This window comes from Paraburkholderia sp. MM5496-R1 (assembly GCF_050436205.1).
Taxonomy (GTDB): domain Bacteria; phylum Pseudomonadota; class Gammaproteobacteria; order Burkholderiales; family Burkholderiaceae; genus Paraburkholderia; species Paraburkholderia tuberum.
In genome coordinates this window covers 302,324-321,924 of record NZ_JBNDLT010000001.1, presented here as the reverse complement: position 1 = coordinate 321,924, position 19,601 = coordinate 302,324, and the positions used below count along the sequence as shown (strand labels likewise).

The following is a 19,601-nucleotide window of genomic DNA, read 5'->3' as shown; positions in this document are numbered from 1 at the left end:
TATATAATACCAAAATGTATTTCGTTTTGGTGGGGAGTAGATGGTCACCGCACTTCGCGAAACGGACACCGTTGATTTTCCGGCTCACGTGGCCGCAGAGACGCGCAAGCTGATTAATCGAGGGGTGTTAGCACCGGGCCTCCAAGTGCGGCAGTCGGAACTTGCTGATCGATTCGGGATCAGCCGCGTTCCGATCCGGGAAGCACTGAAGCTCTTGGCGGCAGAAGGCATCATTGAGCACGATCCGAATCGTGGATTCTTTGTCGCACAGTTGTCAAGTGATGAGGCCCGACAACTATATCGGATGCGTCAACTGCTTGAGGCAGAACTGCTGAGCACGATCGAGTGGCCTACGCCCGAGCAGCTGACGCTGCTCAAGCGAATGCTTACAGATCTCACGGAGTTGCTGGCGGCGGGTAATCGCGATGGCTGGATCGAAAAGCACCGTGCTTTCCACGACACGATTTTCGAACTGTCTCCACACAAGGTGATCAAGCTAGAAATCCTGCGTTTGATGCGTTTGTCGGATCGCTATCGTGCGCTGGCCGCGGATGTCTCGGCAAGTCCGGAACATCGCCGGGCAGATATCGAAGCGCGATTGGTGCAGGCACTGGAAAGTCGGGACAGAGTTCATCTGCTTGCAGCCTATGATCAAGGGCGTTCAGTGGTTTTGGAAGGACTGGTGAGGGTGCTGGCCGCTAGAGGGGCCTAAAAACGAAAGGAGGGCCGCAATCTGTGCCCCCTTACGCTCATTTGATCGGAATGTCGTGTACAGGAGGTGTTCGGCCCCACGGTACCTTGCCGCTGGACACGATGTTGGCATTCATGGTGGCATTCATGGCGTTGTCAGCACCATCCGTGCGGTGATACGCGCTCACCGCCCAGTCCCACGATTTTCAGTAGTGCGGCAAGCGGATGCCGAGTCCGCAGCCCTTCACGATTTGCGTGTTTTTCTTTTGTGCTGTTTGGTTTTTTTCCCTAGACAGCGCATCGAGCTTTTTCAGATACGCCGCCTCCATCCGCAGATACACGAGTTCCCTGAGTTGTTCTTCGCGTGATCGCGTATCGGCAGCTTTCTCTTCAACAGGCAGGTCACGCCGGGTCTTGGGCATTTTTTGACGCCATCGTCGGCGGGGCATCAGAGCATCTGCAGCGCCCTCATCATATAGGCGCACCCATTGCGAGACCCTGGCAGGATCGTGGATGTCCTACAGAGCCGTGACTTCGCGCAGGGAAAGCCCCTCACGCGACGTGAGCCTGAGCACCTTCGGCCCGCGAAGTGAACGTCGTATCGGCTGCGCTTAGGGCATAGCGTTGCGTCGCCGTGCAAACGATAGGCATCAACCCAGCGACGCAACATCGAGTAGCCGATCTCGTGGCGGGCTGCCAATACTGGCCGCCCAACTCCCCTCGCGCAAATGCGTGTTGCTTAACTTCAGTTTGAACCGCTTATCGTACTTCGCCATGAAAGACACCCCAAAGGTTGGATCCGTGTCGAACTTTTGGGATGCAGTTAATTAACATCGAAGGCTTTTTCTCGGTTCTGTTGCAATAAGTTGTCCGCAGTACCGCAGTCTTCGTCGATATCAAGGAAACCATCCCTCATCGATGGCTTTTTTTGTGCCTGGAGACTCTGATTTAGATGGCGCGTGCGATCTTGAAGTTAGTAACCAGTGTCTGTAGGCGCTCTGCTTCTGCATGAACGCCACGGGCTGCAGCAGCGGCCTCTTCGACCAAGGCTGCGTTGTGCTGGGTCACTGTATCGATTTCACCGATCGCCTTATTTATCTCCATGATGCCGCGGTGGCCGTCATCGGATGCGTGGGTGATCTCCTCCATCAGAGTCGAGACCCGGGTGAACTCACTCACCACGTCGTTGATTTTGGACCCGGCATCGTTCACCAGTTGAGATCCTTGGACAACGCGGGTGACCGAATTGCTGACCAATTCCTTGATCTCTTTGGCCGCCGTTGCCGAGCGTTGAGCCAGCGTGCGGACTTCCTGGGCCACGACGGCGAAGCCACGGCCTTCGTTGCCAGCACGTGCGGCTTCGACCGCCGCGTTAAGGGCTAGGATATTGGTCTGAAAAGCGATGCCCTCGATAGTCGCAATGATGTCGGCGACTTTCCTCGATTGATCGGCAATGCCGCTCTTGGTGGTCACAACGTGTTTCATGACCTCTCCACCGCTGTTTGCCAGATCGGACGTAGTCTGTGCGAGTTTGAGGCCTTGTTTGGCATTCGCCGCGTTGTTCTGCACCGTCGCCGTCAACTGCTGGATCGAAGCTACCGTCTGCTCGAGAGACGCCGCCTGTTCCTCGGTGCGCTGGCTCAGATTCTCGTTCCCCGCGGCGATTTCGGATGCGCCGGTCAATACCGCCTCACTGCCGGACCGGACCTGCTTTACGATATCCACGAGACTCTCATTCATGCTGCGAAGCGCGCGCATCAATTGGCCAAGTTCAGTATCGGAATGTACCCTGACTTCTGACGTCAAATCCCCTGACGCAACTGCCTCAGCAATCTTTACGGCGTCATTCAACGGGAAGACGATCGACGTCGCAACCGTGTTGCAGACATATACCGTAGCAACGATAGCGATACATATTACGGTGAACGTCAGCATCAAGGCCACATCATAGTCATGAATGGCCTTTTCCGCAGCCTGATCTGCCTGCTTCTGAATGAAGTCCATATGGGCGGTGAGCGTCTCCTCCGTGGATTTGAAAACAGCAAAGATCTTGGTGTTGGCGAGCACACGCTCGGTAGCAAGATCCGGATTATCAGACATTGCAAGCGTGTAGAGTTCTTTGTTGATCATCGCGTACGCAGCGATTGCTTTCTTATCGTTCTCGAAATACTGACGATCCTCGCCCGGGCGCGCGTGTTTCTCATAGCGATCGACACTTTTTCTCAGCTGATACAAGGCTTCGGCTCGAATCGCAGCATTGGTATCTTTGGCATTCTTGGTATCAGACAAGACAAGACCCAGCGTGGAACGACGATCTGTACTGAGCGCCAGACGAAGATCCGCAATCGTTTTGACTGACTCCATCCAATTCTGTTTGATGTCCATTAGATGTGATTGAATCTGATGCGCCTGGAAGAGCGCAAATCCCGCGGCACTGCATAGCAGCACGATAACGATTGCGAAACTTACAAACAGCCGGTTGCGTATTTTGAGATTGCAAAGAAGCAGGAGCATGTTTTATTGCCTACATTAATTGTATACTTTGTATTTCGGCATGAGCCCTATGAGTATGGATAGGTGACAACGTTAATTGTGTAATCTGGCCTGATGCGTTATAGCCGCGCCCCGCAAGATCGATAACCGCCCTGTACGCGTGCGCACTGGAAACTCTGAACTCGAGCAGGACCAGCGTGCCGCGCATGCGGCATCCGGACAGTCGCGTCGACTGGGCGAAAGCCGTGCATGGCGCGCAATGCTGGCGTTTGTTCAGACCGTTGCTCGCGGCCGCGGCGGCGAGAAGACGTCGTGGGTAAAGGGCAACGCAAAGACGCGCTGGATTAGATCATCCGCTGGCCACGTTTTAGGGCGGAGAAGGGAGGTTGCCGTTCACGCCGGTGCGCCAACGACGCTGGAGGGTCTTGGACTGCCCGTCACGGCAAATCTCGAGACATCGATTGAGCCGTGGGCTGGGGAATTAGCAAGCAGGCGCTTAAGCAACGCAATAAAAATATCGGCTTCATCCTCGGTTAAGAGGCCAATCAATTTATTGTCAGCTGCGCCGAGAATGGCTGTAATGTTCGCAGCCATCGCAACTCCGCTTCCCGTAAGCTGAACACACCAGCAGCGACAGTCGTTTGGATGCCGAGACCTCATTACAACTCCAGCATCCATGAGACGCGGAATGATTCTGGATAGCGCCCCCATATCGAAATGCAGCCGGTGCGCGAGTTGAACCTGCGTCATGAATTGGTGCCCAGCCAGGCATGCGACGACCTTCGCCTGTGCAAACGAAATCCCAAGCGATGACTTCAAATGTTGATCAGCAGACTCGGAGATCGCTTTGTCAATCTCAACAATACGGGTGAGCCAACTTAAAGCCGGGACTTCCGCCTCATAACCTAGGTGTAGCCCCTCCTCGCTCTTCATTTCTTGCTGCTTTTCCTGCAAAGGTGGTCGGAACCAGTGGTTGGGCGTGCTCTATACGTCCTAAAACCACCTCGTACTATGGTTGATCATTCGCTCCTGCGCTGCTACTGCTTGCCCGGCGCACCGAATTGCTCTCATCCGCGGGTCGAACGTTTCCGAAGACGTTGGACTTTATTATAGCATTCAAATGTGAATATTATAATTACTTCGGACGAGGGGAAATTGGGGCACTTTCTGAGCTTGACGGGGCGGACTTTCCTACCCAAATCGCAGCGGAAAGGCAAAACTGATCAATCGAGGCACGCTGGCACTGAGTTCGAATTGCGCCGCGCTAACCTTGGCGACCGCTTGGAACGGACGGATGGCAGTATTTGCGGCCCCCGGTGCATGACCCAAGAAGGCCACGACAGCGATGACGAAAACATGATCATCGCTGCCGTTCCTCAATGAAGCATCAGAATCGATGCATCATGCCAAGCTGGAAAACAGTCTGGATATTGCCGCTTGCCACGATGTTCCCGATTTCTGCAGCGTATGCGCCGTTGGTGCGTTGATATACGCCGGCGGCATAGACCGCGGTGCGTCTCGACAACGTGTACGTCAACTGCAACGCGGCCTGGTTGATCACCACGTTCTTCAGCAACGCGTTACCATTTTCGTAGGTATAAGCGCCGCCGAGGTTCCAAGCCGGTGAGAAGTCATATCCGACGCCACCAGCCAGGGCGTAAATCTTGGCCCCCGTATGGGTGTTGCGCGCGTCGCTATACATCCCTGAGACAGTGAAATGGCCGAACTTCGTCCTTGCTCCGGCGAGCAGGTTGGCGATGCCACTATGTCCATTGTTGACCGGCGCATAGCTCTGCTCAGTGTAAACAACAGCAGCACGCGTTTCACCATTCCGGAAGCTGATCGCCGCGCTTTTTCCGGCCCCGTTGTTGAAGTCGCCCGCTGTGCCGCCGAAGCTATACATGACGCCAGCCGACAGCCCGGCATATTCCTCCGACACAACCTTGATGGCATTCGCCATCCGCTTGCCGCCGACACGATCCCAGTTGATGGCCGCTAATCCAGAAATTTGGCCGTTCGTCGTGATAGGCGCGAACGGGCCGCCCGAGACGGCGCCAGCAATCTGCGCCGGCCCTGAAACGCCGAGCAGGTCGGCACCGAAGCTACCGGTCCGGAAGTTGAGCATACCGCCAGCGATGCCCGTTGCCGGATCGATACCACCGATCAGGTAGTAGTCGAAGGCGAAGTCGTTCTGGCGCCCGAGGCGGAAGCTGCCAATCCCTGCTTGACTGAGTCCGACCCACGACGAGTTCTCGAACATCGCGCCGCGCGACTGCGGATCAAGTCCCCCTGTGCTCAGGCTGATCATCGAGTCGAGGCTGAAGTTTGCGCGCAGGCCCCCTCCCATGTCCTCGCTCCCGCGGAAGAAAAACTTGGTGGGAAAGATGGCGGAATCCTGCATTTGATACAAACGGGCCCCACCTGAATCACGATAGGTGGCGACACCTTCGTCAAGAAATCCTCCAAGCATGACGCTACTTTGCGCACGGGCGGCCGTAACGCTCATGCAAACTGATGCACATGCAAGCGGCACCGCGGCCCACCGGTGTTTCCTCCACGTCCCCTGGTGATTCATACATTCTCCTGATTGTTATATGTGATCTCTGAAACCGACTGCTATTGAATTACAAACGCGAGTAGGTCATTTTGTTACGCCGGTCCGTTGCCCTCCTGGAGATGTGCAGCATCCAATGCGACGTCGGGACCCGGCGGGACGCCCGAAGCAATTCTTGAATGGCGAGCGGCTGGGGCGGTGCCAGTTGCCCGTAGGCACCGACCAAATAGAGAAAGGGGCCGGCGTCGGCCCAGTTGTCGACCACCCCTAGTAGCCATGAGCTTGACCACACCGTCTTCCGACTTCCCACGGCCATCAATCACCTTCTAATCCGTCACTCCGTGAGAGTCCGCGGATCAGCCTTCAGCATCATGTTCGGCTTCGGATTCGCATGATCTCGATAACGCTTTTCTAATGCATCCTGATACCACCTAATGCGCACCAATAATGCCGATCGCAACCGCCGCCCCGACGGAAACGTAAGCAGCAACCGACGTCTTGATTGCCAATCCGGCGGTCGATACCGCGCTAATCGCACCGACATGGGAAAGAGTCACCATTTATCCCACACCGGATCCCCGGAACGTGTTGGATAGATATGGGTCGACAGAGGATATTCGCCAAGCTGTATGCCTGCGATCGAAATGCCTTTCAGTATCATCCTCCCGAGCAAAGCCACGTTTTCGGCCGTCGTAATTGCCCCGCCACCATGACCCGGTGACAAAAGAAGAAGAAGCGCGCTCGCAGCCGTGACCCCGCGGACCGCGAAGAGCCGCGTGTCACGAAGATACGTGGCGGAAAGCAGGGCGCGCATGCCAACGTCTTCCACTGGAAGCGCGCACCTAAAAGCAGGCACAATAGAATTCGTTGTCCTCAGTCAAAATAGTATTTATAGTGGCCTACAATGTCAATGAGCCATATTCTGGTGAAAACCCTTGGCTTCCCCAACTGGCGCAATTTGCCATTCAATGGTGGCGGTTCGCGACTATTGAGTTGCGCGTTATAACCTTGCGCACGTATCACGACCTTGTGCTGTGATGCCGCGCGATGTCGCAGCAGCTAAGGCCTTTTTCACCAAGGCAGTCAAGCATCAGGGCGACCACGGGAGACGGCCACGCCATATGGGTATGCAGCGTCGCACCGGGCTGGGCGTGAGATGAAGTCCTATGGACTGCTTCCAAGGATACGAAGGTGCGCTCCTCGAAGTACCTCAATAACCTGATCGAACAAGACCATCGTCACATCAAGTCCAGGGCGAATGTGATGCGCGGGCTCAAGAGGTTCATAAATGCCCAGACTACGATTTCAGGCATCGAGTTGATGCATCGCATTCGCAAGGGGCAGTTTGACCTGTCCGCTCTTGCGCTTGAGGACATCACTGCCCCTCCGTCTGGAATGCCGTCATTTTCAATTGATAAGGCATCCATATCTCAAGGCATAACGGACCCACTATCCACTACCTATTTGCACCAGATCCTCCTCGATCACCAGAGCACATTCGATGCGTTTGTCTGGCAGTTTGACTGCCTCAAGCTGCAACGGATCATTCCGATACGAGGCGGGTGGTCACTCTCGGTACACATTCCGCAAGCTCCCCAGTAAAGCCAGCGACCTGCGTAGTGGTCGGCTTCCGCGCGAAGGCGCTTGCCGATTAAAGTCCCGGCTTCTGATGTGTCACGCGACTCCGGTCACGGCGTGCCGGAGATAGGGGTTCGACCAAAGGGCGCAAGCCCCGTCGGCTGGACGGCGTAAGCCCCGATTTTCTCATCCCTTGCCGAGCGGCGGCCGACTTGGGAACCCCGCCAGGTTGCTCAACTGGACTAGCTCATTGGCCGCCTCGCCCAGCAGTACCGAATACTCGTGTATTTTTCCCCACGGTCAGCCGTCCTCTCGGACCGGCCGGGCTGATGACGCCAACGCAGCGCGAGCCGCACGGGCGTGGTAACCGCCGACATGCGCGGCGCGAACACCTCGTCGATCATCGCATAGCCACGGACCCGTGCCGCGTGCAGAAAACCGAGCAGCGCCCTGAGCGTCGTCGGCGCATTGGGTCCGAATTCATTCGGCTGTCCGAAGCCCTGTTTCAAGACCAGCGCGGCCGCCTGTTCATCGGTCATCGTCATGAGCCATGCGTGTCCGGTCGACGTGCATAAAAGTCGTGCTGCCTGGCCCACGTCGGGATCGTAGCAAAAGGCCGTCCGCTGCCCGTCCGCCTTCCCCACCCAGATGATCGCTATCATCGCGTCCGCGCATTTGACGATGTTGGCGATGACGTCGATCGTCCAGATAGACTGGCCGCCGAAGCTCGCGATTGTCTCGTCCTGCATGGCCATCGCGAGCGCGAGCAGCGGAAGCATAGGCCAGAGGTGCCGATGCATGCCATGCGAGCGCGTGTCAGTCGGCCGGGCCGAGGTAACCCTGGAACCCCGAGCGCAGTTCTGCTCTCTTTGCGAGCTTCACCGCCCGCTTGACCAGCGACGCGTATACAGCGTCGCTCTTGGGTACAGGCAGAGGCAATTGCGCTTGCGCTTCGACTATGGAGTACTGCTGCCGCTCGCCGAAAAAGTCGGCGATACCATCGAAGCGTGCATCCGACAGCACCGGATCGTGCTGCGCGCCGTTTCATGTACCAGAGAAGCATTCATTCGCAAACGCGGGAGATGCGCGACGCGCATCCACGGTGTACGCCGAACAGCTTATTGACCGCAGCGCGCTCGGCCAGTTGACGCCGCTCGAGCAATGACCCTAAGCGATCTTCCTTACACGATCAAAGTCGGAGAACCGCGCCCGGGCATGGTTACGAATCGTCGGTAACTGCATGCCATCACGCATCGGCCTCCTACCTCAAGCCCGTTCCGAACCGATTGAGCAGTACCAACGCACAGCACACCCGCTCAAATTAAACTTCGTTACCGCGTAAATAATCTGGAAAGTCTGCGGAGCTTCAATCACTACGTGGTCTACCAATGCCATAGCTGCGCATTCTGTTGCGTTCGGAACGTAATCCTTATTTAGAACCTTTTGACAAGCAACACGTAGCTTCGCGCATGTAGGCGATGCGGTCGGAAGTGTTCGATTCATCTTCGACACTGATTGCCCGTGGTAAGAGGCGGCACCCCAAAAAGGAAAGTAACCATCTCGAATGGCAACGTGACGGCGACGGCCGACGGCCGACGGCCGACGGCAGCTCACCTTCAGCCGTGACCGTCTACGGTCACCCGAGCCGCAGTGGCGTCACGCAACGGTCATCCAGCGGACCGCGCTTCTACACCCTTCCCTGCTATTTACTCGAGCGGCGCGACAGAGGCACCTGCAATACGGTGGCGTTCAAGCGCTTGCGCGACGAAACCGTTTCGTTTCATGTCCTCAACGAACTCACGCAACATCTTCGCAGCCATTTCGCGCCGACTCCTGGCGACACCCATCGCCTGCCGGATGACCATGAAGGGCACTGTCAGGTTGGTGGGGAGGCGGCGGTAGAATGAAGTGATGAAAGAAACGAAATCGCCTTATCACGGCCACCGCTTCCCTGCGGTCATCATCAGTTGCGCGGTTCGCTGGTATTTCCGGTTCAGCCTGAGTTTGCGCGACATCGAGGAGTTGATGCTCGAGCGTGGTGTCGTGGTCACGTACGAAACGATCCGTTGCTGGTGCGACAAGTTCGGCGCTCGATTCGCCCAGTGCGCGAAAGCGGCGCGGCGCAAGCCGGGCAGCACCTGGCATCTGGACGAGCTGTTCGTGACGCTGCGCGGCGAGCCGTATTTGTTGTGGCGTGCAGTGGACGAGCATGGCGCCGATCTCGATGTGCTGGTGCAAAAGCGGCGCAACAAGGCCGCGGCAAAGCGCTTCTTCAAGCGCCTGCTGCGCTCAAACCCGGTGCCGCGCCGGATCGTTACCGACCAGCTTCGCAGCTATCCGGCGGAAGGCCGAGATTCCCGAGCTCGCTCATGTGAAGCACGTTTTCGTCAAAGCAGCTGCACGCGTGAACAACCGCGCCGAGAACAGCCACCAGCCGACCCGCAGGCGCGAACGCCAGATGTGCGGCTTTCGCGATCCGCGTCGCACGCAGCCGTTTCTCTCATCCTTCGGCCCGATCCGGCAGCACTTCGCGTTGCCCAGACATCGGATGACCGCGGCCTGTCATCGTGCCGTACTCAGAGAACGCTTCGCCGCATGGCATGCTTGGACTGTCTCTGCCGCAGTCGAGAAAATTATTTGATAAGGATAACTACTCTTGAGCGACACAGGTAGTCTGTGCCCAAGTTGACAGAGCCGTTCAAACTCGTGACCTGCAACGATACCACCGCCGTGGCGGCCGTCGAGGCATTCGAGCAACACGCGGTCAGTCATTTCGATCAGGCAGACGAATGGATGCGCACCACGAACTTTCCGCCGCGAGACTGCCACATCGACGAACATGCGGCAGTGCTGAAGTCGGTCGGCGAGGTGAAGGCCGCGGTCGCGGAAGGACGGGCCGGCGCCGAACTGGCGCACGACCTCGGCCTGCATCTGTTCGAGTGGTTTCCCGGTCATGCGGACTACCTGGACTCGGCGCTGGCGGCATGGATGACGAAGCGGACGATGGGCGGCAAGCCGGTCGTGTTCAGAAGTTCGAACTGAACTGTCGTCCCCGCTCTCGAGCCCGTCTGCGCACGGACGCGGGAACCCGGAAAAGCACTACTTCGCGGCCGATGTATTACGGTCCGCGACGACTGGCCCTGCCTCGATTATGCGTACAGCAGGAATTTTGATAATTTCCTGCTTGTACGGAGGGTTGTATGCCTCGAACACGAAATTACTGACAGGCCCGATTTAGGCTACGCAAACAGACGCTCCAAAGCCATCTCTGGCAACGCCGGAGCAGGAGGAAAGACCTTCCAGCATCCGTCGTCGTGCCGAAAGAAGAACAGCGCGAGTCTTTCGCTGCCGTGTACAGTCTCGACGCACACGAAACGCCCTTTGCCCGAGCGCGGACGGCCCAGTGCCGTCACCCTTGCGCTCTCTGGAGGTTGCAACCCGAGCCACTTTTCAACTACGAAACGTAAAGATTGCTCTCCGGTCTTCATCACTTTATCCTCTCTGTCCCGCGAAAAGGCGCCTGTCGATGCACTGTGCCGATGTTGGGTGCCCGTGCGATGCGTATGCCAGTGCTCCAGCGCAAACCATCGACAAGCGTGCTATTTCCACATTCTGTGAACCGCAAGAATTGACGGACGGAAAGGCGGATGATCGCCCGTCAAGGTAATCGTGTCGAGCGACCAACCCAAAGACCCGGATCCACGTCGTCGGCAAACCGTATCGTGTCGGTGCCGCATCACCTTGAGCCGCCTGCTCCTGCATCAGCCCCGGGTCATACCTCTACGCGCTTACCGATCGCTGGTCACGGATGAGGTTTGCAACAAAGACCAGCCAAGCCACACCCAACCCGAAGTAGTCGAAATTGCGCAGCGGACGGTAATCGGCATACCCCAAACCCGTCGAGCCAATACACGCCGCCACGGTGATCAACAAACAGATTCCTACTGCTATCCAGGTATCCTTCTTCATATCAGCCTCCAGGGTTATGCGTTGCCTTGATGTGGGGATGACAGCGCATGTTTCGCTGTTGAACTGTTGGTTTCGTTCTGGAGACACCTTTTCCAGCCGTCCCAAAGCCACATCGGTTCGAGTTTGAGTCGAAACACCGCCGCCATGTATCCGCTGTAGGCCAGCACGAGCACGCCGTTCATAAACAATTCCTGCGGCCCGGTAAAGAGCTGGCGCGGCGTGGCGACAATGAACGTGTTGAGCCAGAAGATCGTTGCGGTGATTGGCATCTCGAGGATTAGCGCGAGCAGTACGCCCCGGTTCGTCAAGAGCATTAGGCCGTAAAAGAACTCCATATACTTGACCGCTGGATACATATGAATCGTTGTGGCCGCCGCAACGTAAGCTCCGCTAATATCGGGGATTTCCGGCACGTAACCGCTCAGGATGTATCGAATCCCCGAGTAGAAAAGATGAGCTCCGAAGTAGAGCCGCAACCACATGACGACGTACTTTCAGGATGATGCGTTGGCGCAATTCATTCAAGTTTCCTAATCTCAATGCTCGTGATCGATTTGCACGACCATCCAGCCACAGCATTTGCATTTACCGTGACAGCCAGCGCTAGTCTAGCGCGCGGTGTGACGCAAACTGCGCCATCGGTTGACTGTAAAAACTGCTACATATTATGCAATAGTGTATTCACTATATTATGCGACATGACCATGAGATACAAGGGTTGCGATTGGCGGGTATACCCGAGATGGTTCGAGAACGTGCTTCAACTCATACGGCGTCTGAACGACCGGAGGCCGGATGTTCAACGTCACGCTTTGGGTGAGGGTTGGTTGTGTCGCGCTAAGGATGCGGGAGTAAAATTCAGGCGGACATTTTCCTGAAGGGAAGCGTGATATGAAGAATGCGACTGCGAGAAAAGCCCTGCCTGCCGGCGTAGCGAATGTACTCAAACGCCTGCACTATCCGCTGGACGTGATCCTGCTGTGTGTGCGGTGGTATGTGGCCTACTCGCTGAGCTTGCGAAATCTCGAGGAAATGATGGCCGAAAGGGGTTTCGAGGTCGACCATTCGAGCGTGCATCGCTGGGTGATCAAACTCGTACCGTTGTTCGAGAAGGCCTTTCGCAAGCACAAACGTCCGGTCGGCAAGAGCTGGAGGATGGATGAGACCTACGTCAAGGTGGGCGGCCAGTGGAAGTACTTGTATCGCGCGGTGGACAAGGCCGGTAATACGGTGGATTTCCTGTTGCGGGCGTATCGCGACAAAGCTGCCGCGCGCCGTTACTTCGAGAAAGCCATCGATCGGAACGGGACGCCCGAGACCGTGACCATGGATAAAAGCGGGGCGAATCTGGCCGCCCTCCAGGCCATCAACGCCGAGCGGGAAACGCCGATCAAGGTCCGGCAGGTCAAATATCTGAACAACATCGTCGAGCAGGATCATCGGGCGATCAAACGACGAACCAGGCCCATGATGGGCTTCAAGGATTTCCGGTGTGCCCGCATCATCCTGTCAGGCATTGAGACGATGCATATGATCAGGAAAGGCCAGATGAAGGACAGCGGCGTCGCCCGAACCGCCGCCGATCAGTTCTATTCGCTGGTGGCGTAAGGACTCCTTGTCATTGCGGAACTTTCTTGCCTTGCCAATCTTATCGGTAAGCGACATTTGAAGGCCGCCTTGACGATCAGAATTTGATTTCGAAGAGGCGTTCGTTGACGCTCTGGAGGTCAAAGGCAACAGGATCGAAACTACCGCCGCACCAGTCGAGCAACCGCTGGTGTTCGTCATGAGCCGGATCGATGATCGCGTCGAGGAACTCGATGTAGCCGGGTACGCCGCCAACATCTTCCGGTGGACAGGCATTGCGGCCGTCCAGGCAGAGGGGCGAGCGCAGCTGAGGGTCAGGTGGCAAGACCTTCTCGACCTTCACACGATGCTGCCAGTTGTCACCGTAATCGTAGATGTAGGTGAATGACTTCAGTGCACCGAGCGCCTTGCCCAGGCTCACCCGCGCTTCGTTGAGCATCGGTGGGTCACTCGGGAAGTCCGGATCGGGCACCCCGTAGTTGATGTCGCCGAACACGAATTCGTGCAGGTGGCCGCCATCCCAGCCCATCGCCCACAGCAGCACGACGTGCAGCTTCGGCAGCCTGATCGAGGCAGGGACCAGTACCCGTCTCCAGACCGCCGGCTTCAGATACTTCAGCTCGATGCGCAGCTGGTAGACCGGTACCTGTGAATTGACCGCGCGTAACGCGGGTTTGCGAGTCGATGCCATCGTCATGCAGCCTGACGGACCGGCTGCTCCACCGGCATCAAATGCCACGGCAGCAACGCGTCGATCCGGTTGATGGGATGATCGGCGATGCGCTCGAACACCATACGCAGATACGCATACGGTTCGATGCCATTCAGGCGTGCCGTTCCGATCAGGCTGTAGATGACCGCCGCACTCTGTCCACCGCCATCAGAACCTGCGAACAGATAGTTGCGCCTGCCGAGAACCAGCGGCCTGATCGATCGCTCCGCGGTGTTGTTATCTATCTCGATGCGCCCGTCTTCACAGTAGCGCACCAGCGCGTGCCAGTTCCCCAGCGCATACCGGATGGCCTTGCCAAGGCCCGACTTCGCCGAGACCTGCGCGAACGTATGTTCCAGCCAGTCCTTCAGTGTGCCTGCGAGCGGCAATGCCCGCGCCATGCGCACGGACTGCCGGACCTCCGGCTTGCGGCCGCGCACCTCGCGCTCGATGGCATACAGGGCCGCGATACGGCTGAGTGCCTCCTGCGCCACTGGCGAACGCTCCAGTTCGTACAGGTCGTAGAACTTGCGCCGCACATGCGCCCAGCACGCTGCCTCGATGATCGTGCCATCGCGGTACAGCGCATCGTAGCCACTAAAGGCATCTGCCTGCAGGATGCCCGACCAGCCCTGCAGATGCGTACGAGGTCGCTCTCCCTTGCGGTCGGGCGAGTACTGGTACCAGACTGCCGGGGGTGCCCGGCTGCCCGCCGGCCGGTCATCGCGTACATACGTCCACAAGCGTGCCGTACGTGTCTTGCCGCGTCCGGGTTCCAGCACCGGGACGGGCGTGTCATCCGTATGGATTTTCTGCGCCTCACGCACATACCGGCCAACGGCATCCGCCAGCGGCTGCAGCAGTGCGGCGCACTCGCGAACCCACGAGGCCAGCGTGGCACGATCGAGTTCAATGCCGGCACGGCGATAGATTCCTACCTGCCGGTATAACGGCATATGGTCAGCGTACTTGGCGACCATCACCTGTGCCAGCAGACCCGCACCGGCCATGCCACGTGCGATCGGGCGCGACGGCGCCGCTTCCTGGACGACCTTCGCACAACGGCTGCAGCTCAGCCGGGGGCGCACGTGGCGGATCACCCGGAAGTACCCCGGCACGTAGTCCAGCATCTCGGAGGCGTCTTCACCCAGCTTGCGCAGCCGGCCACCGCATTCGGGGCAGTCGCAGCCCTGTGGCCGGTGCTCCACCACCTCGCGTGGCAGGTGCGCAGGGAATTCGCGCGAGCGGCGGCGCAGTGGAACCACCGGCGCTGCCGTGTCTACGGGTTCATCCGACGCCGCTTCTGGCGCCGATGCGGGCACGGCACCTTGTTGCGGCAGTGTCCCGTCACCCAGTGCGAGCTGCAATTGTCCCGTCAGTTCTGCCATGCGTTCCGACGAGCGCCCGTACTGCCAGCGCTTCAGACGCGAGATCTCGGCGAGCAGGCGCGCGATGGTTTCTTCGCGCGAAACAAGCATGCGCTTGAGTGTGTCGATGTCGTCGGGGAGTCGGTTGACTGGCATGTCTGGGAGTTTACCAGGCACGTTCAGAAGTGGGGGCAAATTTACGCGGCGCATGTGGGCTTCCACGTCCGTTCGGGGCGTCGCCAGTCGATGCCTTCGAGCAGCATCGACAGTTGTGCCGCCGACAGATGGATGCATCCCGCGTCGGCCTGCGGCCAGATAAAACGGCCTCGCTCCAGGCGCTTGACGTACAGGTTCATTCCATCGCCACTCCACCACAGCAGTTTCACCAGATCGCCCCGGCGACCACGGAAGGCAAACACGTGGCCCGAGAACGGGTCTTGCTCAAGGGCCACCTGCGCCAGTGCAGCCAGACCATCCATGCCACGGCGCATGTCGGTGACGCCTGCGGCGAGCCAGATGCGGGTGCCGGTCGGCAGCGCGATCATGCCGGCCTCAGGCAATGCAGCACCAGTCGCAGCTGGGCTGGGTCTACCTTCCCGCTCACTCGCACGCGTGCGCCATTGAGCTCGATCTCGATACCTGAAGTCGCGGCTTCCTGTGCGCGCAATGGCAATTGCGCTGTCGGCACCGGTAGCGACGAAACCGCCATCGAATCATCCGGCGACATCGCCACCGGAACGAACACTGCCGTCTCGCTCACCGTCCTGTTGTCCAGCAGACCAGCACGGTACTGCCTGCGCCACTTGAACACCATGTTCGGATTCAGACCGTGCGACTGCGCGAGCTTTGCCACCGAGATGCCCGGCTCGCACGCTGCCATCGCAACTTCACGCCTGAATTGAGGCGCGTAATTCGGCCGCCCCTTGCGGCTCCCGGCACAGTCGATCTCTGTCATCAAAGTGGTCCCCACTACTCGAAGTGATGGGCATCACTTTGGACACTCTCAACGTCGACGTCGATACGGCCTTCAAATGACGCTTACTCTTATCGCGACACAACCCGTTTTTGTGCCATCAGCATAGAAACCGCATAGCTATGCTCCGTTCTCAGGCGTTCAAATTCTCTTAGGTACCGTCCTTCGGCTCTCGCCGTAGTGCATACCCCGACTGCGCCGTCGTCTTGCGTACGAGTGCGGCAGACGGCAACGTCGATATTTTCTGCGGCAACTTGAACCGGACGTCCTGAGCCGCAGTCCGAGCGGTAAAGCAACTCCGTGTGCCATTCATCCGTGAGATCGATCGCGACTGACGGGTACCGGCTCCGACAGGCGTGCCAGATGTGATACACGGATCGACGAACGCGCCGACGCCCGTCACGACTTCGACCTTGTGCGCCTTCGCCATCCCGGCGAACCCGCCCGTCAGCTTCTTAAGGTGACTTCCAAGTTAGCGTCACGCGACACCTCGGCAACTTCGACGACGAGCGCGGTGTGCAGCGGCGCCCTCCGATCGACTACATCAACGTTCAGGCACACGCGGCGCAACGCCGAATATCGTTCGACTAGCACTATCTTCATGCCAGGATCGGCGGCGCACGCTTCTCAGAAAGGGGGAAATCCGATTAGTCTCGCGACACGCTCCACCTTCCCGGGACCTGAAACATCCGCACCCACACTCTCTTATTGCCATGCCGTGAGCTCCGAGGCATGCCCACGCGCCCTCATGACGACTCTTCAAGTGCACTGAGCTCCGCGAGCGTTATCGGCTTTAGTGGGGGCCGCACGCGTTGGAAACCAACCGCAGCAACGGAGCGACATTGCGCAGATGCAAGCAAATTAGCAACGGTGTAGCCGCATTGACGACCCTGACACGGGCCCATGCCCGCGCGCGTGAACGCTTTTAGCTGGTTCGGCCCCGGCTGGCCGAGCTGCGCGGCCAGCCGTACATCGCCAGCGGTTACCTCTTCGCAGCGACAGACAATCGTCTCATCGGGCGGCGTGAAAATCTCCGTACGCGGCCGATAGATCGAATCAAGCAGAGGCCGCATCGCCAGCTCATGTCCGAGCCGCCGATGCAGCGGCGCTGCAAGCTCGCTTGCGCGCTCGACTGAGAGTGCGCCCGAGGAAAGCGCGACGCCGGTAGCAGCAAGTTCACCGCGTGTGCACGCGGCTTTCGCGCCGCCGATGCCGGCGCCGTCGCCTGCGACATAGAGACCAGTCATGCTGGTTTCACCCCACGTATCAACTTCGGGCTCAAAGCAAAGTTGTGCTTCGTTCCATCGATGGCTGCATCCCATCGCCTGAGTGAAGTGGATAGACGGCACGACGCCTTCATGAACCAGAAGAATGTCGGCAGCCACATCGCCCGACAGCCCGTTCTCGGTGCGATAGACAATCTGTTCAAGACGGCCGATACCGAAAGCGCGAAGGCTACTGACGTTTCGAACAATGGGGAACCCCCTCCCGCGCAATCTTGCCGACCACAGTAGCCCCTTAAGGAGATCATGCCAGCCGTCAACTGCACCACGTAGAGTCGGAAGGCCCCGACGGAGGGCGCCGCGGGGAGTCGTGTCAAGCCAACCTGCAATCCTACCGCCGGCGTCGAGCAGCTGGGTCATGTAGAGCAGTGGCAATGGACCACTACCGGCTATCCAGACGGGTTGATCGGGTATCTGGTGAGCGCTTTTATGCAGAATCTGCGCGGCGCCGACTGTCATTACACCCGGAAGCGTCCAACCTGGGAAAGGCATGGGCCGTTCCTGTGCGCCCGTCGCTAGTAACACATGGCGCGCGCGAATACTTTCGGCGCCATCCGCGCGGCTCAAAAAGACAATCCACTCCCCGGAACCGGCCGGTTTCCCTGGGCTAGGCGCTCGCTCGATCTGCCATACACGGGTCTCCGGCAGGTAGTGCGCACCGCATTCGCGAAAGTTCTGTACCACTGCCGCGCCTGCGCTGTACGCAGCGCCTAACCCTTGATGAACACCGCGTCGGACGTTTTCTTCGATGGCGCGCCATATCTGACCGCCAGGTGCCTGCTGTTCGTCTACGAGGATCGTGGTCATTCCAAGACGAGCAGAACGTATTGCGGCACTCATGCCGGCAGGTCCTGCACCTACAATCAGAATATCGAACGTTCGCATCACGAATGCACCTCACCACTCCGAAGATCGCCACTACCGTCTTCTGACTCAGCGATCGCCTGACTGAGATTGCGGCGACCGTGTTGGCGTTGGATGCGCATCCCGTCGCGCACGATCGTCAGACAGGTCTGCGTGGACGCTACACCGTCAACGACAGCAAGACATTCGAAGCACACACCCATCATGCAAAAAGGTCCGCGTGGACTGCCGCTTCGCGGCGTGGTGCGAGCGACGGGGTTGTCCTCGCGCACGAGGACTGCCGCCACGGATTCGCCTCGCTCGGCGTTCACACGCCTGCCGTCGATCGATACCGTGACCACGGCGTCCTCGGCGGGATTAGATAACTTGCGAAACATCAAAGCGCCTATGATGGAAGAACTCGAAGTTTTCTGGCAGTACGTTGCGCGCGAGAGCATCCGCAACTGGTCCAGCATGAACCGCCGCGAGGGTGATGCCGGAATGACAGAGAGCGATCCAAGCACCAGGGTACGTTGAAGATTGTGCGTATACCGGATGCTCGTCCGGGGTGATGATGCGCAGACATGCCCAATGCCTAACAAGGCGAGCCATAGCAAGGTCCGGCAAAATTCGTAGGGCTCGCTTTGTCATCCTGGCAGCGGTGAAGGTAGTAGTACCGAGATCCATACCGACTTCCTCATGACTTACACCTATCATTACTGTACCGTCGCGAGTCTGGCGAATGCCGCTAGCGGGGAGGCGCAGAATTGGCTCGAGCCGTTCAGTGACCAGCAACTGGCCACGCAGGGGACGCAACGGGACGTCGAGCGCCACCATTGCCCCCAGAGCTGTGGAACCAAGCCCGGCCGCAATGATCAACTGTCCCGTTTCGAAACAACGCGGACCTGTCGAGGTTTGCACATGAACACGAAAACTACCGTCAGGACATGGCTCAATCTTCGACACCGTGTGATTGCCAGCTAGAGTGCCGCCACGTAACTCAATGGCTTGCTGCAGCGCCCGCAACAGCTTAAGCGGATTGCAATGGCCATCGGCAACGCCAATTCCAGCCCCCACCACTTCCCGCCCGAGCCGTGTACCAGGCAGCAGCCTTTCTAATACCGATCGATCGATCATGCGCGAACACGGGTCGATTTTCGGGCTTTGCGCATTCCAGCTCGCGAGGAATTCGGCTTCCTCTTCAAAATCCGCTTCGCTTAGGCAAAAGCGCAAGCAGCCATCGTTTTCATACTCGACATCAATGCCAGTTTCATCGTGCAGCGCTGTTGCGAAAGCGGACCAAAGTGCGACGCTCTCGCGTGACAGCTGCTGGTAGCGGGGCGCGCCATATCCCTTCCCGTATGCGCCGACAAGACCGAAATTCGCTTTCGACGCGCGCGGGTCGCAATCACCCCCGTCGAGCACAAGCGCACGCTTCCCTCGCCCTAGCATCCCGTGCGCCAATGCGCAGCCGACAACACCGCCGCCAACTATGACGACGTCATGGTTTTCGCGTATCAAGCCCGCCTCTTTTCCTGAATGATTTTGGTTA

21 protein-coding genes and 4 pseudogenes are annotated in these 19,601 nt (G+C 58.3%); 5 read left to right on the top strand and 20 right to left on the bottom strand.

The annotated features are described in order from the left end of the window. Positions 1-40 precede the first annotated feature (40 nt). Entirely contained in the window at positions 41-712 is a 672-nt protein-coding gene (locus OKW38_RS01615) for a GntR family transcriptional regulator (RefSeq protein ID WP_429332295.1), read from the top strand. A gap of 184 nt (positions 713-896) precedes the next feature. Here the strand turns inward: OKW38_RS01615 and OKW38_RS01610 are convergent, their stop codons facing one another. The 6 genes from OKW38_RS01610 to OKW38_RS01585 form a co-directional block, all read right to left on the bottom strand. Further along, positions 897-1,112, bottom strand: coding sequence for a hypothetical protein (locus OKW38_RS01610; protein ID WP_429359664.1), 216 nt, complete (start codon positions 1,110-1,112; stop codon positions 897-899). Positions 1,113-1,138: 26 nt separating this feature from the next. Beyond that, positions 1,139-1,420 carry a helix-turn-helix domain-containing protein gene (locus OKW38_RS01605; protein ID WP_429360661.1) on the bottom strand — a complete coding sequence of 94 codons (282 nt, stop codon included), beginning with the start codon at positions 1,418-1,420 and terminating at the stop codon, positions 1,139-1,141. A gap of 218 nt (positions 1,421-1,638) precedes the next feature. Continuing rightward, positions 1,639-3,204, bottom strand: a complete 1,566-nt coding sequence (locus OKW38_RS01600) for a methyl-accepting chemotaxis protein (protein ID WP_429359662.1) — start codon at positions 3,202-3,204, stop codon at positions 1,639-1,641. Positions 3,205-3,576: 372 nt separating this feature from the next. After that, positions 3,577-4,116 (bottom strand): MarR family winged helix-turn-helix transcriptional regulator, encoded by a 540-nt coding sequence (locus tag OKW38_RS01595; RefSeq protein WP_429359660.1) that lies wholly within the window; start codon positions 4,114-4,116, stop codon positions 3,577-3,579. Between the two features lie 454 nt (positions 4,117-4,570). Then, on the bottom strand, positions 4,571-5,758 hold the full coding sequence (locus tag OKW38_RS01590) for a porin (protein ID WP_429359658.1): 1,188 nt from the start codon (positions 5,756-5,758) through the stop codon (positions 4,571-4,573). Between the two features lie 532 nt (positions 5,759-6,290). Beyond that, positions 6,291-6,551, bottom strand: coding sequence for a hypothetical protein (locus OKW38_RS01585; protein ID WP_429359656.1), 261 nt, complete (start codon positions 6,549-6,551; stop codon positions 6,291-6,293). A gap of 380 nt (positions 6,552-6,931) precedes the next feature. On the opposite strand from OKW38_RS01585, the pseudogene OKW38_RS01580 reads away from it, so the two are divergent. Continuing rightward, positions 6,932-7,152 (top strand): annotated as a pseudogene (locus OKW38_RS01580) (DDE-type integrase/transposase/recombinase); the annotation flags it as partial. 405 nt (positions 7,153-7,557) lie between these two features. Here the strand turns inward: OKW38_RS01580 and OKW38_RS01575 are convergent. From OKW38_RS01575 to OKW38_RS01565, 3 genes and pseudogenes are all read right to left on the bottom strand, one after another. Then, a complete protein-coding gene (locus tag OKW38_RS01575; protein WP_429359654.1) occupies positions 7,558-8,094 on the bottom strand; it encodes an IclR family transcriptional regulator domain-containing protein in 537 nt (178 codons plus the stop codon). Between the two features lie 37 nt (positions 8,095-8,131). Continuing rightward, positions 8,132-8,338 (bottom strand): hypothetical protein, encoded by a 207-nt coding sequence (locus tag OKW38_RS01570; RefSeq protein ID WP_429359652.1) that lies wholly within the window; start codon positions 8,336-8,338, stop codon positions 8,132-8,134. 683 nt (positions 8,339-9,021) lie between these two features. Beyond that, positions 9,022-9,183: pseudogene (locus OKW38_RS01565) on the bottom strand (ABC transporter substrate-binding protein); the annotation flags it as partial. A 43-nt stretch (positions 9,184-9,226) separates the two neighbouring features. On the opposite strand from OKW38_RS01565, the pseudogene OKW38_RS01560 reads away from it, so the two are divergent. Continuing rightward, positions 9,227-9,956 (top strand): annotated as a pseudogene (locus tag OKW38_RS01560) (IS6 family transposase). Positions 9,957-9,991: 35 nt separating this feature from the next. After that, complete coding sequence (locus tag OKW38_RS01555; RefSeq protein WP_429332302.1) at positions 9,992-10,357, top strand: bacteriohemerythrin; 366 nt, start codon at positions 9,992-9,994, stop codon at positions 10,355-10,357. Between the two features lie 197 nt (positions 10,358-10,554). Here OKW38_RS01555 and OKW38_RS01550 read toward each other — a convergent pair whose 3' ends face one another. From OKW38_RS01550 to OKW38_RS01540, 3 genes are all read right to left on the bottom strand, one after another. Then, the gene (locus OKW38_RS01550) at positions 10,555-10,803 is read right to left on the bottom strand and encodes a hypothetical protein (RefSeq protein ID WP_429332303.1); all 249 of its coding nucleotides are present in this window, start codon (positions 10,801-10,803) and stop codon (positions 10,555-10,557) included. Positions 10,804-11,095: 292 nt separating this feature from the next. Beyond that, positions 11,096-11,284 carry a hypothetical protein gene (locus OKW38_RS01545; RefSeq protein WP_429332304.1) on the bottom strand — a complete coding sequence of 63 codons (189 nt, stop codon included), beginning with the start codon at positions 11,282-11,284 and terminating at the stop codon, positions 11,096-11,098. Between the two features lie 14 nt (positions 11,285-11,298). Next, positions 11,299-11,766: a hypothetical protein gene (locus OKW38_RS01540; protein WP_429332305.1), complete on the bottom strand. Its 468-nt coding sequence runs from the start codon at positions 11,764-11,766 to the stop codon at positions 11,299-11,301. A 409-nt stretch (positions 11,767-12,175) separates the two neighbouring features. On the opposite strand from OKW38_RS01540, the gene OKW38_RS01535 reads away from it, so the two are divergent. Continuing rightward, positions 12,176-12,892, top strand: coding sequence for an IS6 family transposase (locus OKW38_RS01535; RefSeq protein ID WP_429359650.1), 717 nt, complete (start codon positions 12,176-12,178; stop codon positions 12,890-12,892). A 76-nt stretch (positions 12,893-12,968) separates the two neighbouring features. Here OKW38_RS01535 and OKW38_RS01530 read toward each other — a convergent pair whose 3' ends face one another. The 8 genes and pseudogenes from OKW38_RS01530 to OKW38_RS01495 form a co-directional block, all read right to left on the bottom strand. Continuing rightward, positions 12,969-13,562 (bottom strand): plasmid pRiA4b ORF-3 family protein, encoded by a 594-nt coding sequence (locus tag OKW38_RS01530; protein ID WP_429332306.1) that lies wholly within the window; start codon positions 13,560-13,562, stop codon positions 12,969-12,971. Positions 13,563-13,564: 2 nt separating this feature from the next. Beyond that, on the bottom strand, positions 13,565-15,106 hold the full coding sequence (gene tnpC / locus OKW38_RS01525; RefSeq protein ID WP_429334996.1) for an IS66 family transposase: 1,542 nt from the start codon (positions 15,104-15,106) through the stop codon (positions 13,565-13,567). 41 nt (positions 15,107-15,147) lie between these two features. Continuing rightward, entirely contained in the window at positions 15,148-15,495 is a 348-nt protein-coding gene (gene tnpB, locus OKW38_RS01520) for an IS66 family insertion sequence element accessory protein TnpB (RefSeq protein ID WP_090801994.1), read from the bottom strand. Beyond that, entirely contained in the window at positions 15,492-15,905 is a 414-nt protein-coding gene (gene tnpA / locus OKW38_RS01515) for an IS66-like element accessory protein TnpA (protein WP_090801995.1), read from the bottom strand. The genes tnpB and tnpA overlap by 4 nt, the downstream gene beginning before the upstream one ends. A gap of 391 nt (positions 15,906-16,296) precedes the next feature. Then, positions 16,297-16,541 (bottom strand): annotated as a pseudogene (locus OKW38_RS01510) (dihydrolipoyl dehydrogenase); the annotation flags it as partial. A gap of 128 nt (positions 16,542-16,669) precedes the next feature. Then, positions 16,670-18,091, bottom strand: coding sequence for an NAD(P)/FAD-dependent oxidoreductase (locus OKW38_RS01505; RefSeq protein ID WP_090811247.1), 1,422 nt, complete (start codon positions 18,089-18,091; stop codon positions 16,670-16,672). Continuing rightward, positions 18,091-18,447, bottom strand: coding sequence for a (2Fe-2S)-binding protein (locus OKW38_RS01500; RefSeq protein WP_429332313.1), 357 nt, complete (start codon positions 18,445-18,447; stop codon positions 18,091-18,093). Before OKW38_RS01500 ends, OKW38_RS01505 begins: the two co-directional genes overlap by 1 nt. Next, positions 18,428-19,570: an NAD(P)/FAD-dependent oxidoreductase gene (locus OKW38_RS01495; RefSeq protein ID WP_429359648.1), complete on the bottom strand. Its 1,143-nt coding sequence runs from the start codon at positions 19,568-19,570 to the stop codon at positions 18,428-18,430. The genes OKW38_RS01500 and OKW38_RS01495 overlap by 20 nt, the downstream gene beginning before the upstream one ends. Positions 19,571-19,601 lie beyond the last annotated feature (31 nt).